The following is a 21,733-nucleotide window of genomic DNA, read 5'->3' as shown; positions in this document are numbered from 1 at the left end:
ATAATGTCTGAAAATTACTTGCAAAAAGCATGGGGAGATAGTATCGATAATGTAAAGATAAATGATATTAAAACTGCCATTCATGAAACTCTCAAAATGGATGATGAACATGGAGCATTTTGGGTAAGCATTATTGTAAATGACGAAAATGTTTTGGAGATGAATAAAAATCTTGAAATTATAGGCATTTTTGAAGATGAAAGCGAGTTTCATTATAAAAGAAAATTTAAAAATATAGAGGAAATAATATCTCTTTATGAAGATTTTTTAGCTGAAGATTTTGTTAGTGTAAAATCAAGTCTAAAAAACATTTAGTTTAAAGAAAAATATGAAAAATAAATACAGAATATTAAAAATTGCTGTCACTGTAATCATCCTTGGATTGTTACTGAGTTTCTCGTTGAAGAGATTCAGCCACCAACAGATTACGGACAATAAGATTTCTGTAAAAATGAGTGAGAAAACTCCGGTTTATTTTGTTGATGAAAAGGATATCAGGGAGATTGTAAAAAAAGAAAACCCATCAGGAAACGTTGGAGATCTTAATATCCCTTCTTTAGAAAAAAAGATTAATTCTCTTCCAGCCGTTGACAGTGCCAATGTCTACCTGAATCTGAACGGGAAGCTGAATCTGGATATCAAACAGAGAGTCCCGGTTTTCAGACTTAACAAAGATGGGAAAGACTTTTATGTGGATGAAAAAGGAATTGAATTCCCAATTTCAAGGACCTATTCGCATCCTTGTATGCTGGTAACCGGCAATGTACAGCCGGATGAATATGAAAAACTGGCAGAACTGGTTGAAAAGATAGACAAAGATGATTTTAGCAAGAAATACTTCATTGGGATTTCAAAATATAAAGACAGCTATAATCTTCTGACAAGTGAAGGAAATTACAGAGTAGAGATCGGAGATCTGGATAATATTGATTTTAAAGTAAAAGGATTTAAAACTTTCGTAGAAAAATATCTGGTATACCAGGATTCTCAGAAGTACAGCATGGTTTCTGTAAAATATCAGAACCAGATTGTCACTACTTTAAACCCCTATTTTAAGGAAAACGACAGTATTTTGAAGGCTGGAAAAATGGAACTGGCAAAAGTACCTTCTTCTACAACTTCTGGCAAGAAAACAGAGATCAAGCCAAAAGCAGCAGAAACAAAAAAAACAAGCTCTACACCGGCAAAACCGAAAGAGAATACAAAAACACATACAAAAGAGACGAAAAAAACAGAGAAAAAATCAACCGCTAAGGCCCTGTCCAAACCAAAGCCAAAGGCAAAAATAAAAATAGAATAAGTCATTCAGCACATTTAATACACAAATAGGAGATTCTCCTTAAAGGAAAAAAGTAGAAAAAATCAAATCGATATAAAAATGGAAAATCAAGAGTATTCAGTAGGTCTGGACATCGGGACAACAAAGATAGTCGCGATTGTCGGAAGAAGGAATGCACACGGGAAAATAGAAGTTCTCGGTGTAGGAAAAGCTAAAAGTCTTGGTGTTCATAAAGGTATTGTGAATAATATTTCACAAACCATTAATTCAATCAAGGCTGCAGTATCCGAAGCACAATCCAGTGCTGGAGTTCCTATCCGCAAAGTTACGGTAGGTATTGCAGGAAAACACATTCGTTCTCTGCAGCACTCCGATTATATTATGCGTGAACATCCTGATAAATTTATTACAGACGATGACATCGAAGCATTAAAAGATCAGGTAAAAAAGCTGGTCATGCTTCCTGGAGAAGAAATTATCCATGTACTTCCTCAAGAATATAAAGTGGATTCCGAGGGTGAAATTCAGGAACCCGTTGGGATGCACGGAAAACGTTTAGAAGCAAACTTCCATGTCGTAGTAGGCCAAATGGGCAGCATCAGAAACATTGCAAGATGCGTTCGTGAAGCAGGACTAGAAATGGAAGCCCTTACGTTGGAACCGCTAGCCTCTTCAGAAGCTGTTCTTACAAAGGAAGAAAAAGAAGCCGGTGTAGCCATTGTGGACATTGGTGGTGGTACAACAGATATTGCCATATTTAAAGATAATATCATCCGTCATACCTGTGTTATTCCCTACGGAGGCGGAATTATTACCGAAGATATCAAAGAAGGCTGTTCCATTATAGAGAAACATGCAGAACAGCTGAAAGTAAAGTTTGGTTCGGCTGTTCCCGAATTAGAAAAAGACAGTACTTTTGTAACCATTCCGGGGCTTCATGGAAGACCGGATAAAGAAATTTCTTTAAAAACTCTGGCACAGATTATCAATGCGAGAGTAGAAGAAGTTTTGGAAATGGTCAATACAGAGCTGAAAGCGTACGGAGCTTTTGAACAAAAGAAAAAACTGATTGCCGGAATTGTTCTTACTGGTGGGGGTTCAAACTTGAAACACCTTCGTCAGCTGGCCAATTATACTACAGGTTTTGACAGCAGAATCGGTTTTGCGAATGAATATATCGCCAACGATAAAAATCAATATCTGAAAGGTCCTGAATTTGCTACGTCTATCGGATTACTGATGGAGAGTTTAAAGATCAGAGACAAAAGACAGAATATTGATGAGGAGGTAGAAATTGTCACTGAACAACCAAAGCCGGAAGTCACTGTGGCACAGACAGAAACTGTTCAACCAGCTCAGCAGGCAACACCTGTTCAGGAGCAACAGTCTTTTGAGAGAGAAAAGCAAGAAAACAGAAAAGCGAAACTGACCTTCGGACAGTCGCTTATGGAAAAAGTAAAAAAATTCTTTGAAGAAGTAGAATAAACATAAATGATAAAAGATTTTGATGAATTATACGTAAAATAAATTAATATTTATTAACTTAAAACGAATATCATTCATCAATTATCATTTATCAGTTATCAATTATTAAAAGTATAGTTATGGAAAATATAGGTACACAAGGATTTTCATTTGATTTGCCAAAAGGAAATTCATCCATCATAAAAGTAATCGGTGTAGGGGGCGGTGGAAACAACGCTCTGAAGCACATGTACGAAAAAGGAATCCACGGAGTAGATTTCGTGATCTGTAATACGGATGCTCAAACTTTAGATAATAACCCCGTTGCTAATAAAGTTCAGTTAGGAACAACCATCACAGAAGGTCTTGGTGCTGGTGCTGACCCTGAAGTGGGAGAAAAATCAGCGATCGAAAGTATTGAAGATATCAAAGCTGCTATGGGCCAAAACACCAAAATGGTGTTTATCACTGCCGGAATGGGTGGTGGTACCGGTACCGGAGCAGCCCCTGTCATTGCGAAAGTAGCAAAAGACATGGGTATCTTAACAGTGGGTATTGTCACTGTTCCTTTCAGTTTTGAAGGGAAAAGAAGACTGGACCAGGCTGAAAATGGTCTTGAAAAATTAAAAAATAATGTTGATTCATTAATTGTTATCAACAATGATAAATTAAGACAACAGTTTGGAAATCTTGGATTCAAACAGGGATTCTCCAAAGCTGATGAAGTCTTAGCCAACGCTGCCAAAGGAATGGCAGAGGTGATTACGGGTTATTTTGATGTAAACATTGACTTTAGAGATGCTAAATCTGTACTTCAGAACTCCGGAACGGCTCTTATGTCTACAGGAACAGCTTCAGGAGAGAATAAAGCTGAAGAAGCAGTAAGAAAAGCTCTTGACTCCCCATTATTGAATGACAATAAGATTACAGGAGCTAAGAATGTTCTATTGTTGATCAGAAGTGGTGCAGAAGAAGTAACCATGGATGAGATCGGTATCATTATGGATCATATTCAGAAAGAAGCAGGAAATACCGCAGATATCATCTTCGGGGTGGGTGCTGATGAAGAATTGGGAGATGCGGTAAGCGTTCTTGTTATTGCAACAGGATTCTCTAATGAGAACAAAAAATTTGCAGGCCCTACTGAGAAAATCAGAATCAGTCTTAACGACAGTTTCGAGGCTCCAAAAAATTCTCCTTTCAAAACAAGGGAGGAAAGAGAATCTGCTCCTGAGACAGCATATGACACCAACAGAAGCAATCATTTCAGATTAGATGATGAAGACCACAATACTCCACAGTTCAAGGTGACATCTATTGAAAAAAAAATGATTATTGAGGAGGAAGAAATCAAAACTGATGTAAGATTCTTTGATAAAGAGGAAAACACAGTCAATACCCCTGAACAACACTGGAGAAATGAAGAAGGCGATCAGGAATATAGCTTGTTGTCTATTGATGAAGAAAATGAAGATCCGAACGATCTTGAGATCCAGTCTTTCTCATTTGATTTTGAAAATAAAAAAGATGAGCCGCAGTCCGGAAGTACATTCAGCAACTCTTTTTCAGAGGAAAAATCTGTTGAATTCAGCTTCTTTGTTAATGAGCCTGTCAGAAACGAGCCTAATACGGATTTCGGACAGCCAAAAGCAGAATTTAACACCCCTTCGAATGCTGCAGTAGCTGAACCTGCCCAAAAGATTGAAACGTTCTACCAGAAACAGGAGGAACCAAAGGCAGAAACAAGATCAGCTTTTGAAAATAAAACAGAAATCCAAGCCCCTCAAACTGAAGAATCGGAATTCACGTTTGTGAATAAAACGATGGATCAGGACAGAGTGGTTGAAAGAAGAAATAAATTAAAAGAATTCAATTCACGCTACCAGAATTTTGACAGCAATAGTGAGTTTGAATCTATTCCTGCTTTCAAAAGAAAAAATATTTCGATCGACGGAACCAATGCTTCAGACCAGAATATCAACACGTATCTATCTGACAACAATGGATCTATGCAGATCAGAGAAAACAGATTTTTAAATAAAGACGTAGACTAAAATATAATTTTAAAATGTGGCAATTTGAGAATTTGAAAATTATACATTCTCGATTCTAAGATAATTACATTTTCAAATTGTCTCATTTTTCAAATTATCAAATTAAAACCATGAGTTTAGAAAATATCATCAGCGAAGCTATAAAAACAGCCATGAGAGAAAAAGACAGAGTCGCTCTGGACTCTCTTCGTGCTGTAAAATCACAAATCCTTCTTTTAAAAACAGAAGCTAGAGGCGCTGAAGTTTCTCCTGAACAGGAGATCGCTATTCTGCAAAGAATGATCAAACAGCGTAAAGATTCTTTTGAGCAGTTTTCAGCTCAGGGCAGACAGGATCTGGCAGAAGTAGAAGATGCTCAAATGAAAGTCATTGAGAAATTTTTACCTAAGCAGCTTTCTGCTGAAGAATTAGAAACAGAAATAAAAAATATTATTTCTGAAACCGGAGCTGAATCTCTTAAAGATTTAGGGAAGGTAATGGGAGCTGCCTCAAAAGCATTAGCTGGAAAATCAGACGGAAAAAGTATTTCCGAGATGGTTAAGAAGCTCCTTTCATAATGTGATTCGGGTTCGGGATTTGGATTGATTTCAAATCTCACACAACACGTATCTCATTCCATAACTAAGGATATACAACCTTTGCATATCGATTTGATTAAACAAGCCCGGAACTTTTCAGTTTCGGGCTTCGTTTTCTTTGGATATTAAAGTTTGTTAATCAGTTTTGATTCTAAACTAAAAAAAAAGAATTAAGATACTACCATATTTCAGAAAGTATTTAAGTAATTGATTGCTCGAGGGAAAGCCTTAAATGTTTTTTTCATGGTCGTTTGTTTTTCAGAATCATTTCAAATTTAATACTAATATTTTATTATTCCTAATTTTAATTCATCATTTTTTTAATATTATTACAATATTAATATCTGGTTAATTTTATATGACTAAACCATTGATAGTTTTTATATATTGAACAAACGCAAAGAATTTCTTAACTTTGTAACGATAAAAAACAAAATATATGTATCCAACAGATTTAGTAATGCCAATGAAGGCAGAGCTTACAGATAAAGGTTTCCAGGATTTAACAACTCCGGTTCAGGTAGAAGATGCACTGAAGCAGTCTGGAACTACACTATTGGTAATTAACTCCGTATGTGGATGTGCTGCAGGAGCTGCAAGACCAGGGGTAGTATACTCTTTGACTGGAGATAAAAAACCGGATCACTTAACAACTGTATTTGCAGGATTCGATACAGAAGCTGTGGTAGAAGCAAGAAAACACCTTGCTCCATTCCCACCAAGCTCTCCGTGCGTAGCACTTTTCAAAGATGGTGAATTGGTTCACATGCTGGAAAGACACCACATCGAAGGAAACCCTGCAGGGGCTATCGCAGCCAACCTTCAGGCAGCATACGATGAGTATTGCTAAGAAACAATAATCTAAATATCAAACCGTTACATATTTTGTAACGGTTTTTTTATTTAATTTCTGAAAAAATTTCCTGAAAATTCAAATATCATTATATTTGTTGGAATGGCAACCAAAGCACTTTTCAATACTGTAGTCAATTGGTTTATCCGTCAAAGGATAGATCAGATACAAAATTTCATGGACCATCCCATTGAAACACAGAAAGGTATACTCTTTTCTCAGCTGTTTCATGCAGAAGATACAGAGTATGGTAAATTATACGGATTCAATTCTATATCAAGTTATCAGGATTTTAAAAATAAAGTTCCTATCGTTACGTACGAAGAAATGGAGCCTTATATTGAAAAAGCAAGACAGGGGCAAAAAGACGTAAGCTGGCCCGGTTATATCAAACATTTTGCAAAATCTTCCGGAACAACAAATGCGAAAAGTAAATTCATTCCTATTTCAACGGAAAGTCTGGAGTACTGCCATATGAAAGCCGGAAAAGATATGGTTTCTATTTACGCCAATAATCATCCTGAAAATCAACTTTTTAATTATAAAAACTTGCGTTTAGGCGGAAGTTCTGAATTGTACGCAGACTTTAATACCAAATTTGGCGATTTATCTGCTATTTTGATTGATAATCTCCCTTTTTGGGTAGAAATAACGACAACACCCAGCAAGAAGGTTTCTTTGATGGGAGAATGGGAAAGCAAGCTGAAAGCGATCACCTCTGAAGTAAAAAATGAAGATGTGGGAAGTATCCTTGGCGTACCCAGCTGGATGATGGTTCTTCTTCAAAGAGTACTAAAGGAAACCCATGTAGAAAATGTTTCTGAGCTGTGGCCCAATTTGGAGGTGTTTTTTCACGGTGGAATCAGCTTTAAGCCCTACAGGGAGCAATTCCGACAGATCATCGGAAAAAACATCAATTACTACGAAATTTATAATGCTTCTGAAGGGTTCTTCGGTATACAGGACAGATCTGACAGTGATGAAATGCTTCTGATGCTGGATTATGGGATATTTTACGAATTTATTCCCATGGATCAGTTTCATTTTTCAAATCCAAAAGTCGTAAGTCTGGAAGATGTGGAAGTTGGGAAAAACTATGCTATGGTTATCACAACCAATGGCGGCCTATGGAGATACCTCATAGGTGATACGGTAGTCTTTACTTCGACAAACCCTTTCAGAATAAAAATAACAGGAAGAACCAAGCACTATATCAATGCTTTTGGGGAAGAACTGATGATCACCAATGTAGAATCTGCCCTTGCCAGAGCTTGTGAAGCTACAGGGGCACAAATCACTGATTTTACAGGCGCACCGGTGTTCATGAAAGAGAACGAAGGGGGTGCTCATGAATGGATCTTTGAATTCAGTCAGCATCCGGATAATCTGGACAGCTTCGTTGATGCTTTTGATAAGCATTTAAAAACCATCAATTCTGACTATGAAGCGAAAAGATACAACAATATAACTCTTAAAAGACCTATTGTACATATTGCTAAAAACAACCTTTTCTATCATTGGCTGGAGGCCAAAGGAAAACTGGGCGGACAAAATAAAGTGCCAAGGCTAAGCAATGACAGAGAATATATTGAACCCCTGCTGGAAATGAATAGATAAGAGAAAGAATCTCTCTTTCAAATTATTGAATAAAAAAAGCCGCAATTCAATGAGATTGCGGCTTTTTATTTTACTTGCTTAAGTCTTCTTTTACTTTTTTAGCAGCTTCCTCTACCTTTGAAGCTCCTTTTTTGGCGGCTTCTTTTGCATCTTTTCCTGCTTCCTGCGCTCCGCTTTTAATATCTTTCCCAACTTTGTTCGCTTCAGTTTTTATATCCTGTCCTGCCTTATGAAGATCCTGTTTTGTCTTGTCTGCAGTGGCATCAATTTTATCTTTAGCTTTTTGGGCAGCGTTATCTATCTTATTTCCAGCTTCATCTACTTTATTCTTAACGTCCTCTTTTGTTTTGTTGACTTTTGCACTATCAACAATCTCAGGCGTTTCCGTAACTGTAGTTGTTGTCGTAGTAACTGATCCATCAGAGTTTTCTACTTGTTCTGTTTTTGTAGTTGATTTTGTGCAAGCTACAGTGAATATTGAGATCACTACCGCTGCAAGGATTTGCTTTTTCATATTATATATTTTTAATGATATTGGATTTATTCTGTTTTGGTATTTTGTGCAGATGGTGTTTCTGAAGCTTTATTCTTCTTTTCTGCCTCTGTTTTTTTCTTTTCCTCTTCCTGTTTTGCTTTGTTCTCTTTTTCAAGCTCTGCTTTAAGCTTATTCTCTTCTTCCTGAAGCTTTTTAGCCTGTTTTACAGAGTCGAGATATTGAGGGGAAGACATTCTTATCTTACGGGCAATATCTACTGAAACAGCTCCTGTAGAAAAGGAATCAACAGCAACAGTATCATAATGCATCTTAACATCCTGTTCAGCAGCGAAACCCGGAGATTCTTTCTTAGAGCAGGCAGTGAAGAGAATTATAAAAATAAAAATCGCAGACAGTAAATTTTTCATGGAACTAATTTAGCAGAAATTCTGCAATTACAGGATAATGATCCGATAATTTCACAGACTGATCTACTTTATAGCTTAGTGGAATAATTGATTTCGAACTAAAGATATAATCAATCCTTAAGGGAACTTTATAATCGTGAAAGCTGCTTGCACTTCCCTTCCCTGCCACTAAAAAAGCATCCTGAAGATCTTTACCGAGGTTATAATATTCATAAGAATTGGGAACAGAGTTGAAATCACCGGCTAGAATAACCGGATAAGGTGATAGGTCTACCATCTTTCTGATTCTTTTCACCTGATCTTCATGCGCCTGAAATGTAGGTGTCATATGAGATAGTAAGGTAGAAACATTTCCAAAACCTAGTGCATCAAGCTTTGTAAACATAGATTTATGAAGTCTGAAGGGTTCCAGATAGACATTTATAATTCTGATAATTTTTCCATTGATATCTATATCAGCATAAAACGAATTCCCTCGTGCTTTTTCATCAATCAGTTCTGCCTGTCTTACAATTTTATGCTTTGTTTTAAGAATCACTGAAGGATATTTTATAAGATCCCTCCTCAATGCGCGATTGGTATCTTTTTCCTGCACAAGAATAATGTCAGCATCCTGTGCTTTGATATAATCTTTTACTTTATCCCAGCCATATTCTCCGTATTTTACATTGAAAGTCAATACTTTGATATCCCGAATTGTTTTTAAATTTTCTGTTTTGGGAGAAAAGTTGATCCAGCGTCTAATTGGGTTAACAAAAACAAGAGCCCCTAAAGCAAAGGCGATAGCAATTTTTTGTTTTTTAAAGACCCATACCAGCGTAAGAATAAGATATGTTGTCATTATGTAAGGAAAACCAAGAGAGAGAAGATTAAGAGTCCCCAAAAGATTAGGAGGAATCCATGCATTCCCTAATGTGCATAAGAGCAAAACAGCAACAACGATATGGATAAATAGTAATATCTGATTCGACTTCATAAAAACGGTCTTGGTACGGATGTTTTTAAGCAAAAACCCTACCAAGTAGTGAAACTTTAACTATTTTTATGATTACTTGCCCTCTGTTGAAAACTTTACAATCACCGGATAATGATCTGAAATTCTGACAGAACGATCTACTTCATAGGATAATGCACGTAGTGATTTTGAAGAAAAGACATAATCAATTCTGATTGGGAATTTATAGTCATGAAAACTTGTTGCACTCCCCTTTCCAGCAGTTAAAAATGCATCTTCAAGCCCTTCAGACAGATGGTAATATTCATATGAATTAGGAACAGAATTAAAGTCTCCGGTTAGAATAACAGGATAAGGTGAACTTTCAATGGATTGCCGGATCAGATCTACCTGATCCTGATGTTTTTTAAAGGTAGGTATAAGCCTTTTAATAACATCTTTTGCCTTTTGTTCATTGGCATCAGTATTTCCGTTAAGCTTCACCATCTCTTTTTCGAAATGGAACGGATTAAGATAAACATCAATAAATCTGTAAACCCTTCCTTTTATTTCAATATCAACCTGTAGCCCGGGAATCCTTATATTTTCATCTTGGGGTTCTAATAGTTTGTAACTGATAATTTTATGTTGAGTTAAAACGGTAAGACCCGCAGTAGGATTGGCCTTTTGATAGCCATCAAACTTATACACTACACCGGCATCTTCCTGTAAAAGAAGCACATCCGCATTTTGAGATCTCAGATAGGGTCCTATCTCTTCACCTCCTCGGCCGCCAGCTCTGGTATTGAAGGAAACCACTTTTATCTCAGACTCCCCTTTTTTAGGAGAGGAGTAGTTGATCCATCTTTTTACAGGATTGATCAATGCTAACCCCATAAACATGAATACAAAAGCTCTCTTTTTCCAGCTGAATACCCAGAATATTGTTAGAATGACATATAAGATAATCAGCACCGGGAAACCTAAAGAAAGCAGATTAAACCAAGGAAAAACCTTCGGTGGAACATAGGCATTCAATAAAGTGCCCAGCAGTAAAAATAGAATTCCAAGATGTAGAATAAATAGGATGAGTCGGAAAACCTTCACAATGTTATTTTAATTGAATCTATACAAATGCTTTTTCCAATTCAGTGCCAACAGCCATCCTACCAAAGCTCCTCCTACGTGAGCAAGGTGAGCAATGCCGCCTCCATTCCCGGAAAGACCAAGGTATACAGAAACAACAACAATAATTGGAAGGAGATATTTTACTTTAATCGGAACAGGAATAAACATGATCCCAATTTTAGAATCAGGATACAGTGTTGCAAATGCCGCTACTACTCCGAAAATAGCTCCGGAAGCCCCTACCATTGGTGTTGCTACAATTCCTTTTAAACTTCCCAGTAATTCTTTTTGCTTAAGAATATCTCCTGTATTTCCCGAAAATTCAACACTTGCTCCAGACATATAGGCATTTACATTAAAGCCTAACTGCTGTAGCTCGCCCGATATCTGCTGAACTTCTACAAAGTTCCATAGATTAAAAAGGAAGAACGCCCCCAGACCGCTTGCAAAGTATAAAATCAAATACTTCCTGTCTCCTAATGACTGCTCCAGAATAGGCCCGAAACTAAATAGGGTCAGCATATTAAATAAAATATGCATAATACTTCCATGCATGAACATATGAGTAATCACCTGCCACGAATGAAAAAAAGGAGAGAAGGGATAAAAACCTGCCAGGTAACCAATAATCTGATTTCCCATTAAGGAGGTAACAATAAATACAATAACATTTATTATAATAATATTCCTTGTAATCGGTGGTATATTGTTAAACATATTTTTTAAAATTTGTTTTTAAAATCATTAAACGGAACTTCATAAAAGCATCTCTTGCCGTCCGGTAAAAATTCCGGGAAGCCTAATGCTGTAAAATCTTTGATAAGCTGTTCCGCATCTTTTTTATAAATAAAGTCAAACCTCGACTTCGACTGCATTTTACTCCATTGGCTATGGTAATACTGCATAAATTCATCTTCTGTCTTATATTCCAGAATTTCAAAAAGGTTCTCCAGAAACTTCATTGCCTGTGTTTCTTTCAGTCCTTCAGGAAGTGAATCTATTCGAAGCACACTTTCATGTGCAATTTTCATGTCAAACCCTAATTCCGGAAGATATTTTTTGATCGAATTGTATTTTGTCTTTTCGATCTCATTCATATGATACTCCAGAGAAAAAAGAAGAGCATGACTGTTTGTGCCTGATTTTCTGGTAGATTTGTTACCATCAGAAACCAATAATCTGTGCATTCTCCCCAAATCCAGCATGAGCGTCACATCCCCTTTATTGAAAAGCCAGTATCCGTTGGGAAGTCTCATAAGATCTTCGTCAAAATCTTCATCCTCAAATAAGTTGATCTTTGAAGGCTCTGCCGTAATATTCTGATGGTACATTTCCGTAAGGTTTTGAATTTCCTCAGGATGCACTACAATTTTTTCTTCCAGAAACGGATTATAATCTTTGTCTACAATGATCTCAGGCATTTTTACAAAACCGCCACCGCCACCATTTCCTTTACTTGGAATCGGCTTATTCATCATTTGATCTAATTCCGGATCTCTGTCAAAATCAAGGCTTGGAGAAACATTGTAAATCCCTAAAGATCTTTTAATGGTTGATCGAAGCAAAGCAAAAATAAGGTGCTCATCTTCAAATTTCACCTCTGTTTTCTGCGGGTGGATGTTCACATCTATTTTCTCCGGATCAAGATCCAGGAAAAGGAAAAATGACGGCACATATCCCGGTTGAAGAAGACCTTCAAAAGCTTCCTGGACTGCTTTATTAAAGTATGGGCTTCTGAAATATCTTCCATTCACAAAAAGAAACTGCTCCCCTCTTGCTTTCTTGGCTCCTTCAGGTTTTGCAACAAACCCATGAAGCTTACACCAGATAATATCTTCTTTGATAGGAATCAAAAGCGGCTGAAGCTTTCTTCCAAAAACATCAACAATACGCTGCATCTGACTTCCTTTTCTCAGTCTGAAAACAGCTTCATCATCATGAAAAAGAGAAAACTCCAGATTCTCATGAGCCAGTGCAACACGCTGAAATTCATCAATTACATGTCTGAATTCAATATTATTATTTTTCAAAAACTTCCTTCTTGCAGGAACGTTATAAAAAAGATTTTTTACTAAAAAGTTTGATCCGTCTGCTGTCTGAATAGGGTCCTGAAACTGAAAAATTCCACCTTCGATATAAATATTGGTCCCAATAGAAGTGTCTTTCTGCTTGGATCTAAGTTCCACCTGGGAAACCGCTGCAATAGATGCTAAAGCTTCACCACGGAAGCCTTTTGTTGAAATCTTAAAGATATCTTCTGTCGCTTTGATTTTGGAAGTGGCATGCCTTTCAAACGCCATTCTCGCATCTGTTTCGGACATTCCTTTTCCGTCATCTACCACCTGAATAAGGTTTTTTCCGGCATCCCTGATGATCAATTCAATTTTCGTTGCATCTGCATCTATAGCATTTTCCAAAAGCTCTTTCACAATGGATGCAGGACGCTGCACCACCTCTCCCGCTGCAATTTGGTTGGCTACATGATCCGGTAAAAGCTGAATAATATCTGACATAAAAACGTAAATCAACTTACAAAAATAGTCAATGAAAACGGGAATTAAAACACTAAAATCGTGATTTAATATTTAATTATCAACATTTTTACCTATTTATCCCCAACCATTTTTTTTAATGTTTGTAATGAAGGGCTTTAGCAAGTTTATTTATTTGATCCGGAAATTTTCATTTCTACACCAATGAAAATTGGCAAAAAACAAACAGACTATTGATATATGAGATAATTTTTCAAAAAAACACCCTTATTCTAAAATAAAATAAGGGCATTTACAGCTAGTTTATACAAAAAATTAATAGTGTGTTTTATATTTTAATCCTCAAAGACAAGCTTTCTTTTTTCTTCTCTTTTAGGAATTCCATGGATTTTATCATAAAGGTAAGCCAAGAGGTTGGCTTTTTTATAGATCCTGTTGTATCTGTACTTCGTATTGAAGTGACGTACATGAATTTTATAGGCATCATATCCAATGACAATCAGCAGACATATACTGATCACGTAGAACACCCTGAACTCCAGATAATAATAAGTCAATCCAGAGAAGACGGCTCCCATGACATAAGCAAGCATAATACTCATCAGCAGTTTTGCTCTCCCAATCAACTCTCCGTTTCTTCTGTATTTTTTCTGTGTAAACATAGATACCAGAATTCCTAAGTCGGTGGTTGTTCCGGTAAGGTGGGTGGTCTTTACAGAGAAGTTGGAGATACTTGCCGTTAATCCGTTTTGCAATCCGGTGGCAAAAAGCATCAGGGCTACCAAATATTCTGTCTCTTCTAATGTTTTCTGATAATAGAACTGCCCATATACTCCTACAAAAAGCAGACATATAATTTCCAGCACAATAGGCATAGAATGGGCAAAATATTTACTTTTCTTATTAAAATTGATCACAATAAAGTTGGATAGAAAACTTCCGAAGAAGAATAAAAATATCCATCCGCCTACTACGCCTACCTGAGCCCAGTTTCCTTTACTGATTTCTGCTGCCAAAATAGCATAGTGCCCCGTTACGTTCGATGTAAAAGAGAGAAATATCAATAGGGAAGCAATATTTATAGTACCCGCCGTAAAGGCAGTCAGCGTCCCCAACCTGATATTGTCTCCCAGTGTCCTGCTGTTACTATAATTTCTTAACATTTTTTATCTTTTTAAATAGTGTTTAATTTTTAGACCTCTACAAAGATCTCTGCCAGTCTTCCTCTTTCCGGAAGTCTTTCTCTTACTTCAACCGTAATCTCATGAGACTGCAGCTCTTTGCATTTTTTGATATAAGGAATAAGGTCAAATTTCCCTTTCCCTTTGCTTTTGATAGATGGAGAATAATATGCCTCTTCAATATTTTCTGCCTTTACATACTGGTTGAATGTTCTTTGGAAGCTTCCTGTAAAAACATCACAGATCACTTTATTTACCAGATGAGGGTATTTATTACTGATTATTCCATAGGCATCACAAAACTCCTCCGGTCTGATTTTATTGAAAACCGATGTTTTGGTCGTGAATAAAAGGTCTCTGATAGAATCTCCCGAATCGTATCCGGAAGTCAGAAGGATATTATATTGATTCTGATCTTCCGATGCATCTTTCTCCTTAAGTACTTTTTTTAATATATTCAATGACTCAAGAGAGTAATCTGTCGCAATTAAAATTGTTTTAGCCATGTTCTTTATTATTTTGTATTGTGTTATCTTTTTTGATGATACAAAACTAGAACGACCAAATTAGAAGATCTTTGGAACGGAATTAAAATGTGATTAAAGAGATTAAAATGAGATTAGAAAATTGTTAAGGGGGTGTTAATATGACAAAGATGCAAAATCGCAAAATCGCGAATTGCTTATAGAAATTATTTGTTATAAGATTGTTTTTCAGACTAAATAAAAGAAAAATTGTGTTATAAGCTGAAAATACCTGTAAAGGAAGCCTCTTATTTGCCTATTCCCCTTTCTGCATCATGCTATAGAAATTCGGGAAACGCATTTGTACGGTTGTTCCTTGATTTTCGTGTGAACTTACGATCAGTTCGCCGTGGTGCATTCTTACGATGTTTCTTGCCAATGGCAGCCCGATTCCGTAGCCTTCATAGTTGTTCGTATTGGAGGCTCTGAAGAATGGGTCGTAGATTTTATTCATTTCTACTTCAGGAATTCCGATACCGTTATCTTTTATAATGATGTACACATCTGTATTGGTGGCTCCTAAAGAAACTTTTACCTGCTGGAAGTTAGAATATTTACAGCCATTACTGATGATATTAGCAACAGCAAGATGGAGAAGCTGTTCATTTCCCTGTACCTTTAGTTTCTTCGGATTATCGGGAAGCATACTGATATCAAGGTAAATATTATTTCTGGAATCAATTCTTCTCAGGGTTTCAATAACATCCCAAAGCAGCTGGTCGATTCTTACTTTATCCATTTTCTGGATCTTTCCGTCGAAACCGGTTTGGGCAATCATTAGTAAAGCTTTGATCTTTTTATCCAGCTTTTCAGCTTCATCCAGAATAATTCCTAGGGTTTCTTTATATTCGTCGGCTGTCCTGCTGATAGAAAGCGCAACGTCTGCCTCTCCCATAATTGATGTAAGAGGAGTTCTCAATTCATGAGATACATTTCCGATCAGGTGATTCTGCGTTTCAAAAGAGGTTTCAATACGGTTGAGCATATCATTGAAGGTATCCACCAATTCATTAAGCTCCTTATTGTCCGCCTGAGCCTCTAGCCTTAAGTGAAGATTTTCAGAACTGATTTCCTTTACCTTTCCTGTAATTTTTAAGATCGGCCTGAATAAAGTTTTGGACAGATAAAAAGAAAAGATCATACTGAAGAACAGAGAAAGTACAATACAGGTAAGCAGGGTTCTTTTTAAAAAGCCAAGGTAATAAACGACGTAATGGTTTTTAGCCGAGGCAATCGCAATATAATCTTTATCATCATACCTGAAACTCTGGCCTATATAATAGAACTCCTCATCATTATAATTGGATTCACCTTGTTTGATAATATTTTTAAAGAAATAATCCGGAATATGAACTTCCTGAGAAATCTTCTTGAAATTGGAATCTGTAGGCACCGCGAAAACGTAGTCTTTTTCCATCGGAAGTTCCTCATCATTCAGACTGCTGAGAACATAGTTTTCCGGAAGATCGAGGTGGTCTTTGCTTTTTTCAATCTGAACAATAGTAGCAGTCCTGATCTTTAGCAGTTCATAAAATCTTTGATGTGAAAAATTAACGATTGAAAAGTACACCAAACCACTGAACAGCAAAATGATGGCTGTAAAAACCAACATCAAAAGCACCATCGTTTTGGTCTGATTTGTAATCACTTTATTAAACATCCATTATGTTTTTTTCAGTACATACCCCATTCCTATTACAGTATGAATCAGTTTGTTATCATCCTGGTTATCCAGCTTTTTCCTTAAATAATTGACATAAACATCTACTACATTGGTTCCCAGCTCATAGTTGACTCCCCATACCGCATCCAGAATTTCCGCTCTTGAAATTACTTTTTCAGGGTTATTCAGGAAATACAGCAGCAATTTATATTCTGTTGATGTCAGAGAAATATCTTCTCCTGCACGGCTCACCTTCTTGGTATAGTCATTTACCATCAGGTCTGAAAACTGAAACACATGTTCATTATCCGGCTCCGGTTCAATGGTTTCCTGAGGTCCGTTGTTGTTGCTTCTTCTCAGCAAAGACTTCACACGCGCTACCAGTTCAATGAATTTAAAAGGCTTTACCAGATAATCGTCTCCTCCACTTTCCAGTCCAAGCACAATATTTTCAGATGTTCCCAAAGCGGTAAGGAATAGAATAGGAACGCTTTGATTGGTTTTTCTTATTTCTTTACATACATCCAGACCATTCATTTCCGGAAGCATAATGTCCAAAATTACCAGATCGAAATCATTAGCCTGCACCAACTGTACTCCTGTACGACCGTCAAAAGCCACAGAAATTTCATATCCATTTTCCTGAAGTCCTTTTTTGATAAAAGAAACTACACTGGTTTCGTCTTCGATAAGAATAATTTTTTTCATAGATGAAATAAGGAGTTTTACAAAAATAGGGAAATTTTCTTGGGATGGGCAAACCTGGAACAGAGAAAGGAAAGGAGGCGAGAACATAGGAGTCTATTATGACCTTTTTATAATTCGGTTCAGATGGATTAGATTTAACGCAAAATCCGCAAGGAATTTTCAACATAAAATATAAAATGATCGCAAGGGCGTTTCACTGTGCAATGATCACATTCTTAGCTGAACGAAGTCCCCTTGCGATCGAAAATAAAGCAGTATAATAAACTTGCTAGCTTTGCGTTTTTCATTTTCCCACTTTTGTATCACTTTACCTTTTTGTGAATTCCTCTTTTTACCATACAACCTATATAGAATAATATTACCTTTGCTTTTAATAGAATGACGAAAAAATAATTCAGGTTAAATTACACAGCGTATGAACGACTTTTTAATAGGTATCGGCAAGAGATTAAAGGATATTAGAAAAAAGAATAATTTAACCATCAACGAACTGGCTTTCAAAGCGAATGTGAGTAACGGTCTTGTTTCCAGGATTGAAAATGGAAGAACGATTCCTTCGCTTCCCGTTTTACTGGATCTGATCCAGTCTCTTGAGATTGATGCCAGTTATTTTTTCGAAGGGGTGGAGAAAAAGTCCAATGCCAAGTTCATTTATGTTCCAAAAGAAAGCCAGCAAACCATAGAAAAAGAAGTAGAGGCCGAAGGATTCAAGTATATGCATATCTTCAGCAAAAGCCTCCATTCTTTGGGTTTTGAAGCGGTATTATTGACTCTTGAACCTAATTCTAAAAGAGAAAAGGTAATTACGGATGCCTGGGAATTCAAATATATCCTGAAGGGAGAAGTAAAGTATCTGATTGATAATGAGGAAATCATCTTAAAAGAAGGTGATTCTTTATATTTCAACGGAAAGTTTCCCCACGTTCCGGTGAGCATCAGCGATGAAAGCTGCGTGATGCTTGTTCTTTATTTTTATACTGCTTAAATAATTTTTTTAAAGCAAAGTTTTTATCTAGCAAACCTACAACCTTTAAGAGAGCAAAGAATGGAATCAATTTCATTGATTCTTTCTAAGCGCATACATAATAATTACACTTCATCAACGACAACGTCGCAACCTTTGCTTTCTTAAAATATATCAGCTATCCTATTAAGCTTTGCGTCTAAAAAATAATCACTATTGTTCTTCACTCGTCAAATTTTGATTTCCAGCTTCTTACAAAAGTTTACAAATATGCAACTTTTGTTTTCCCATTTTCTTCCAAGATGAACGAAATATTAACCAAAACAGGTTTGTTTTTGGAAGATTTCTATTCCTTTTATTTTCAATAAATATTTGCGAAAAGTATTGAAATAGTGAATTTAAACTTTGATTCAACTTGTTTTCAAAGGCTGGCATTAATGGGTTTAAAAGTAAAATAGGCGTAACAAACAGCCCTTATTTGTTAAATAATACTTAACACAAAATATTTATATATATTAAAATTATTGGCGTGATTTGCATAAAAAATTTAATATATGTAAAAATGAAAACAAATTTAGAGAAATTACTTACCCTTGTTTTTGTCTGTTTCATAGTCTTTATTTCAGCGCAGAACCAATTAATTATAGGAACGGTTCTTGACGACAGCCAGCCTCTCCCCGGGGCCACAGTCAAAATAAAAGGCTTATCTAAGAATATAGCGACTGATATTGAAGGGAAATTCGCCATTAACGATATCAAAGAAGGTCAATATATTTTACAAATCAGCTATATCGGTTATGAATCTACAGACATCAATATTGATCTGAAATCGGAGCAAACGGTAGATTTGGGAATCATCAAACTTTCTCAGCCGCGAAAAAACATTGATGAAGTGGTTGTTACCGGAACATTGAAAAATACGGAAGCAAGAGCTTTAAACCTTCAGAAAAATGCGATCAATATTACCAATGTAATTGCTTCTGATGGAATTGGGAAACTACCGGATAGAAATGCTGCAGAGACGGTACAGCGTGTACAGGGAGTTTCTATCGAAAGAGACCAGGGAGAGGGAAGATTTGTTTCCCTGAGAGGACTTCCGCCATTCTGGGCCTCTACAACCATTAACGGAAACAGGCTTCCTACTGCTGAGGAAGAAACAACATCCAGGGCAACAGCATTCGACTTCTTTCCTACGGAACTGATCTCTTATGTACATGTAAATAAGTCTTTTACCCCAGACATGGAGGCTGACGGTATAGGAGGCGGTGTGAATTTTATCACCAAAACGCCGCCTATGAAAACAGAATTCAAAGCAACAGTAGGAAGCGGATATAATGCTAAGTCTGACAAAGGGGTTTACAACCTTGGATTTTTATATGGAGGAAGAACGAAGGATAAAAAATTCGGGTATCTATTCAATTTTGCCCATTTCATCAGGAATTGGTCTACGGATAATTTTGAAGCGAGAAGAAGTGGAGATGAAGGTGTTTTCAGACTGGAGCTTCGCGATTATAACGGAGTCAGAAAAACAACAGGGATCAATACAGCTTTTGAATATGTGTTGTCTCCAAAGACCACGTTCTATTTAAAAGGAATGTATGGTACGCTTTCGGATGACGAAACACATTATAAGCACAGAATCCGATTTGACAAATTCAGCAGTGCCAACAATACAGCAAGAGTGGAGCTTCAGAATATCCACAACTTATTGATTACAGAGCTTACTTCTGTGTCTTTGGGAGGTGTTCATAATTTAAATAAAGGAAAGATCGACTGGGACCTGTCTTATTATGATAACAAATTCAAATATGGAAATATTCCTGACAAACAGAACAATTCCTACTATGTTATTAAATATACTCAATCCGGTGTAGGCATCAATCCCGATTATATTTCAAATCACGGAAACGGTCCGAGAGCCTACTGGAAAGCTGATGGCGGGAAGTTAGATTATAAAAACCCGGATGCTCTTTTCGGTTTCTACAGCGATCCGAACTTTAAAATGGATGCTTCTCAGATGAGATTTACAGATCTTGAATTCTATAAGGTTTTTGTAGAGGAAAAAGATAAAATTGTAGCAGCATTTAACCATGAGATCAATGCTTCTGATAAGCTTACCTTAAAATATGGTTTTAAATACAGAGATAAAGAGCGTAATGCCAGATTCTCCGACATTTTCTACAACTGGAGCAGCGGAACGGCTCCCCTTCTGTCTGATTATTCACAATACATCACGACACAAGCTAACGGACCGAAATATTTAAGTGAAATGAATACCCACATCGGTAATACTTTTGGCCCGGTACTTTCTACCACAGGAATGAACCAGTTTTGGTATCAGAATCAGGGAAATTTAAAGATCAATACCGCAGATTCCGAAGCATTGGAATATAATAAAGCATTAGGAAGAAACTTTGATGTGCTTGAAAAACATGCAGATGCCTATGGAATGGCAACGTATAAACTGAATGATAAAATCACCATTTTAGGAGGAATCAGATTATCAAACACCAATACTAAAGTGAGAGGATACAGCGTGAATGATGATGTGCTGACCCCTGTAGAAAATACCAAAAATTACCTGGCAGTGCTTCCGATGATTCATTTGAAATATACGCTGAATGATAAAACCAACCTTCGTTTTGCCGCGACAAGAACTTTCTCAAGACCCAATTTTGGAGATCTGACTCCAGGTGGAACTTATAGCGAAGCGGATAATGAGTTTAAAGGAGGAAATCCTAATCTTAATCCTACGTATTCTTTGAATTTTGACCTGATGGGAGAATATTATTTTTCCAATGTAGGAATTCTGAGTGGCGGCGTTTTCTATAAGTCGATTACAGATCCTATTTTCCAGGATTCTTTTATCGGAAATTATAATGGAATAAATGGAGTACAGTTTACAGCTCCCAACAACGGAAAAGCAGCATGGCTGGGAGGTATTGAGCTGGGAATTAATAAAAGGTTCGACTTCCTTCCAGGATTTTTACAGTATTTCGGAGTTCAATTGAATGCCACATTCATGACTTCTGAAATGGAGAAGCCAAGCGGAAGAAAGGTAGCTCTGCCCTATCAGGCAAAGGAATTGTATAATGCACAGCTTTTCTTTGAGAAAAAAGGATTCAACGCACGACTTGCTTATAACTACAAAGGAAAATATGCTGTAGAATATGCTGAAGAGGACATCAATGATTCTTATTATGGTAAATACAGCAATCTGGATTTCGGAGGGTCTTACCAGTTTACGAAATACCTGACTCTGTATGCAGATGTGAACAATATTCTGAACAAGCCTCTGATCTATCATTTCGGTAAAAATGAAGACCGTCCTGAGCAGGTAGAATATTATGGCGTAAGATTCAATCTTGGAATAAAACTGAACTTCTAAATC

At 36.6% G+C, this 21,733-nt stretch carries 19 protein-coding genes; 9 read left to right on the top strand and 10 right to left on the bottom strand.

Going from position 1 to position 21,733, the window contains the following annotated elements; translation table 11 throughout:
* Window positions 1–3: 3 nt before the first annotated feature.
* The 7 genes from AC07UM_RS13150 (at window position 4) to AC07UM_RS13120 (ending at window position 7,845) form a co-directional block, all read left to right on the top strand.
* A complete protein-coding gene (locus tag AC07UM_RS13150; RefSeq protein ID WP_494683105.1) occupies window positions 4–315 on the top strand; it encodes a hypothetical protein in 312 nt (103 codons plus the stop codon).
* A 13-nt stretch (window positions 316–328) separates the two neighbouring features.
* On the top strand, window positions 329–1,300 hold the full coding sequence (locus AC07UM_RS13145) for a cell division protein FtsQ/DivIB (protein ID WP_494683106.1): 972 nt from the start codon (window positions 329–331) through the stop codon (window positions 1,298–1,300).
* 78 nt (window positions 1,301–1,378) lie between these two features.
* Window positions 1,379–2,764, top strand: a complete 1,386-nt coding sequence (ftsA, locus tag AC07UM_RS13140) for a cell division protein FtsA (RefSeq protein ID WP_494683107.1) — start codon at window positions 1,379–1,381, stop codon at window positions 2,762–2,764.
* A gap of 119 nt (window positions 2,765–2,883) precedes the next feature.
* Window positions 2,884–4,797 (top strand): cell division protein FtsZ, encoded by a 1,914-nt coding sequence (gene ftsZ, locus AC07UM_RS13135; RefSeq protein ID WP_494683108.1) that lies wholly within the window; start codon window positions 2,884–2,886, stop codon window positions 4,795–4,797.
* A gap of 110 nt (window positions 4,798–4,907) precedes the next feature.
* Window positions 4,908–5,354, top strand: a complete 447-nt coding sequence (locus AC07UM_RS13130) for a GatB/YqeY domain-containing protein (protein ID WP_494683109.1) — start codon at window positions 4,908–4,910, stop codon at window positions 5,352–5,354.
* A gap of 460 nt (window positions 5,355–5,814) precedes the next feature.
* The gene (locus AC07UM_RS13125; RefSeq protein ID WP_103235094.1) at window positions 5,815–6,225 is read left to right on the top strand and encodes a BrxA/BrxB family bacilliredoxin; all 411 of its coding nucleotides are present in this window, start codon (window positions 5,815–5,817) and stop codon (window positions 6,223–6,225) included.
* Between the two features lie 105 nt (window positions 6,226–6,330).
* Window positions 6,331–7,845, top strand: a complete 1,515-nt coding sequence (locus AC07UM_RS13120) for a GH3 auxin-responsive promoter family protein (RefSeq protein WP_494683110.1) — start codon at window positions 6,331–6,333, stop codon at window positions 7,843–7,845.
* Window positions 7,846–7,915: 70 nt separating this feature from the next.
* Here AC07UM_RS13120 and AC07UM_RS13115 read toward each other — a convergent pair whose 3' ends face one another.
* The 10 genes from AC07UM_RS13115 to AC07UM_RS13070 all read right to left on the bottom strand — a co-directional run bounded on the left by AC07UM_RS13115 (window position 7,916) and on the right by AC07UM_RS13070 (window position 17,378).
* A complete protein-coding gene (locus AC07UM_RS13115) occupies window positions 7,916–8,359 on the bottom strand; it encodes a hypothetical protein (protein ID WP_494683111.1) in 444 nt (147 codons plus the stop codon).
* Between the two features lie 26 nt (window positions 8,360–8,385).
* Window positions 8,386–8,748 (bottom strand): hypothetical protein, encoded by a 363-nt coding sequence (locus AC07UM_RS13110; RefSeq protein WP_494683112.1) that lies wholly within the window; start codon window positions 8,746–8,748, stop codon window positions 8,386–8,388.
* A 4-nt stretch (window positions 8,749–8,752) separates the two neighbouring features.
* Window positions 8,753–9,724, bottom strand: coding sequence for an endonuclease/exonuclease/phosphatase family protein (locus AC07UM_RS13105; protein ID WP_494683113.1), 972 nt, complete (start codon window positions 9,722–9,724; stop codon window positions 8,753–8,755).
* A 72-nt stretch (window positions 9,725–9,796) separates the two neighbouring features.
* The gene (locus AC07UM_RS13100) at window positions 9,797–10,789 is read right to left on the bottom strand and encodes an endonuclease/exonuclease/phosphatase family protein (RefSeq protein ID WP_494683114.1); all 993 of its coding nucleotides are present in this window, start codon (window positions 10,787–10,789) and stop codon (window positions 9,797–9,799) included.
* A gap of 9 nt (window positions 10,790–10,798) precedes the next feature.
* Window positions 10,799–11,527 carry a rhomboid family intramembrane serine protease gene (locus AC07UM_RS13095; RefSeq protein ID WP_494683115.1) on the bottom strand — a complete coding sequence of 243 codons (729 nt, stop codon included), beginning with the start codon at window positions 11,525–11,527 and terminating at the stop codon, window positions 10,799–10,801.
* A gap of 5 nt (window positions 11,528–11,532) precedes the next feature.
* Window positions 11,533–13,323 carry a DNA mismatch repair endonuclease MutL gene (gene mutL / locus AC07UM_RS13090; RefSeq protein ID WP_494683116.1) on the bottom strand — a complete coding sequence of 597 codons (1,791 nt, stop codon included), beginning with the start codon at window positions 13,321–13,323 and terminating at the stop codon, window positions 11,533–11,535.
* Window positions 13,324–13,637: 314 nt separating this feature from the next.
* Window positions 13,638–14,465 (bottom strand): YoaK family protein, encoded by an 828-nt coding sequence (locus tag AC07UM_RS13085; RefSeq protein ID WP_494683117.1) that lies wholly within the window; start codon window positions 14,463–14,465, stop codon window positions 13,638–13,640.
* A 29-nt stretch (window positions 14,466–14,494) separates the two neighbouring features.
* The gene (locus tag AC07UM_RS13080; RefSeq protein ID WP_494683118.1) at window positions 14,495–14,989 is read right to left on the bottom strand and encodes a hypothetical protein; all 495 of its coding nucleotides are present in this window, start codon (window positions 14,987–14,989) and stop codon (window positions 14,495–14,497) included.
* A 274-nt stretch (window positions 14,990–15,263) separates the two neighbouring features.
* Window positions 15,264–16,667 (bottom strand): sensor histidine kinase, encoded by a 1,404-nt coding sequence (locus tag AC07UM_RS13075; RefSeq protein ID WP_124533086.1) that lies wholly within the window; start codon window positions 16,665–16,667, stop codon window positions 15,264–15,266.
* Between the two features lie 3 nt (window positions 16,668–16,670).
* Window positions 16,671–17,378, bottom strand: coding sequence for a response regulator transcription factor (locus AC07UM_RS13070; protein WP_494683119.1), 708 nt, complete (start codon window positions 17,376–17,378; stop codon window positions 16,671–16,673).
* Window positions 17,379–17,793: 415 nt separating this feature from the next.
* Between AC07UM_RS13070 and AC07UM_RS13065 the strand changes: the two genes are divergently transcribed.
* Together AC07UM_RS13065 and AC07UM_RS13060 are read left to right on the top strand one after the other, a co-directional pair.
* A complete protein-coding gene (locus AC07UM_RS13065) occupies window positions 17,794–18,363 on the top strand; it encodes a helix-turn-helix domain-containing protein (protein WP_103234392.1) in 570 nt (189 codons plus the stop codon).
* Window positions 18,364–18,904: 541 nt separating this feature from the next.
* Window positions 18,905–21,730: a TonB-dependent receptor gene (locus AC07UM_RS13060; protein WP_494683120.1), complete on the top strand. Its 2,826-nt coding sequence runs from the start codon at window positions 18,905–18,907 to the stop codon at window positions 21,728–21,730.
* Window positions 21,731–21,733 lie beyond the last annotated feature (3 nt).

This window comes from Chryseobacterium sp. GW821-FHT04C04, from assembly GCF_059420365.1.
This window is presented reverse-complemented; position numbering and strand designations above follow the sequence as displayed.

Bases quoted from the DNA above. Each gene is read 5' to 3' on its own strand.
- AC07UM_RS13150 (WP_494683105.1), top strand. From the start codon at position 4: ATGTCTGAAAATTACTTGCAAAAAGCATGGGGAGATAGTATCGATAAT.
- AC07UM_RS13145 (WP_494683106.1), top strand. From the start codon at position 329: ATGAAAAATAAATACAGAATATTAAAAATTGCTGTCACTGTAATCATC.
- ftsA (WP_494683107.1), top strand. From the start codon at position 1,379: ATGGAAAATCAAGAGTATTCAGTAGGTCTGGACATCGGGACAACAAAG.
- ftsZ (WP_494683108.1), top strand. From the start codon at position 2,884: ATGGAAAATATAGGTACACAAGGATTTTCATTTGATTTGCCAAAAGGA.
- AC07UM_RS13130 (WP_494683109.1), top strand. From the start codon at position 4,908: ATGAGTTTAGAAAATATCATCAGCGAAGCTATAAAAACAGCCATGAGA.
- AC07UM_RS13125 (WP_103235094.1), top strand. From the start codon at position 5,815: ATGTATCCAACAGATTTAGTAATGCCAATGAAGGCAGAGCTTACAGAT.
- AC07UM_RS13120 (WP_494683110.1), top strand. From the start codon at position 6,331: ATGGCAACCAAAGCACTTTTCAATACTGTAGTCAATTGGTTTATCCGT.
- AC07UM_RS13115 (WP_494683111.1), bottom strand. From the start codon at position 8,359: ATGAAAAAGCAAATCCTTGCAGCGGTAGTGATCTCAATATTCACTGTA.
- AC07UM_RS13110 (WP_494683112.1), bottom strand. From the start codon at position 8,748: ATGAAAAATTTACTGTCTGCGATTTTTATTTTTATAATTCTCTTCACT.
- AC07UM_RS13105 (WP_494683113.1), bottom strand. From the start codon at position 9,724: ATGAAGTCGAATCAGATATTACTATTTATCCATATCGTTGTTGCTGTT.
- AC07UM_RS13095 (WP_494683115.1), bottom strand. From the start codon at position 11,527: ATGTTTAACAATATACCACCGATTACAAGGAATATTATTATAATAAAT.
- mutL (WP_494683116.1), bottom strand. From the start codon at position 13,323: ATGTCAGATATTATTCAGCTTTTACCGGATCATGTAGCCAACCAAATT.
- AC07UM_RS13085 (WP_494683117.1), bottom strand. From the start codon at position 14,465: ATGTTAAGAAATTATAGTAACAGCAGGACACTGGGAGACAATATCAGG.
- AC07UM_RS13080 (WP_494683118.1), bottom strand. From the start codon at position 14,989: ATGGCTAAAACAATTTTAATTGCGACAGATTACTCTCTTGAGTCATTG.
- AC07UM_RS13075 (WP_124533086.1), bottom strand. From the start codon at position 16,667: ATGTTTAATAAAGTGATTACAAATCAGACCAAAACGATGGTGCTTTTG.
- AC07UM_RS13070 (WP_494683119.1), bottom strand. From the start codon at position 17,378: ATGAAAAAAATTATTCTTATCGAAGACGAAACCAGTGTAGTTTCTTTT.
- AC07UM_RS13065 (WP_103234392.1), top strand. From the start codon at position 17,794: ATGAACGACTTTTTAATAGGTATCGGCAAGAGATTAAAGGATATTAGA.
- AC07UM_RS13060 (WP_494683120.1), top strand. From the start codon at position 18,905: ATGAAAACAAATTTAGAGAAATTACTTACCCTTGTTTTTGTCTGTTTC.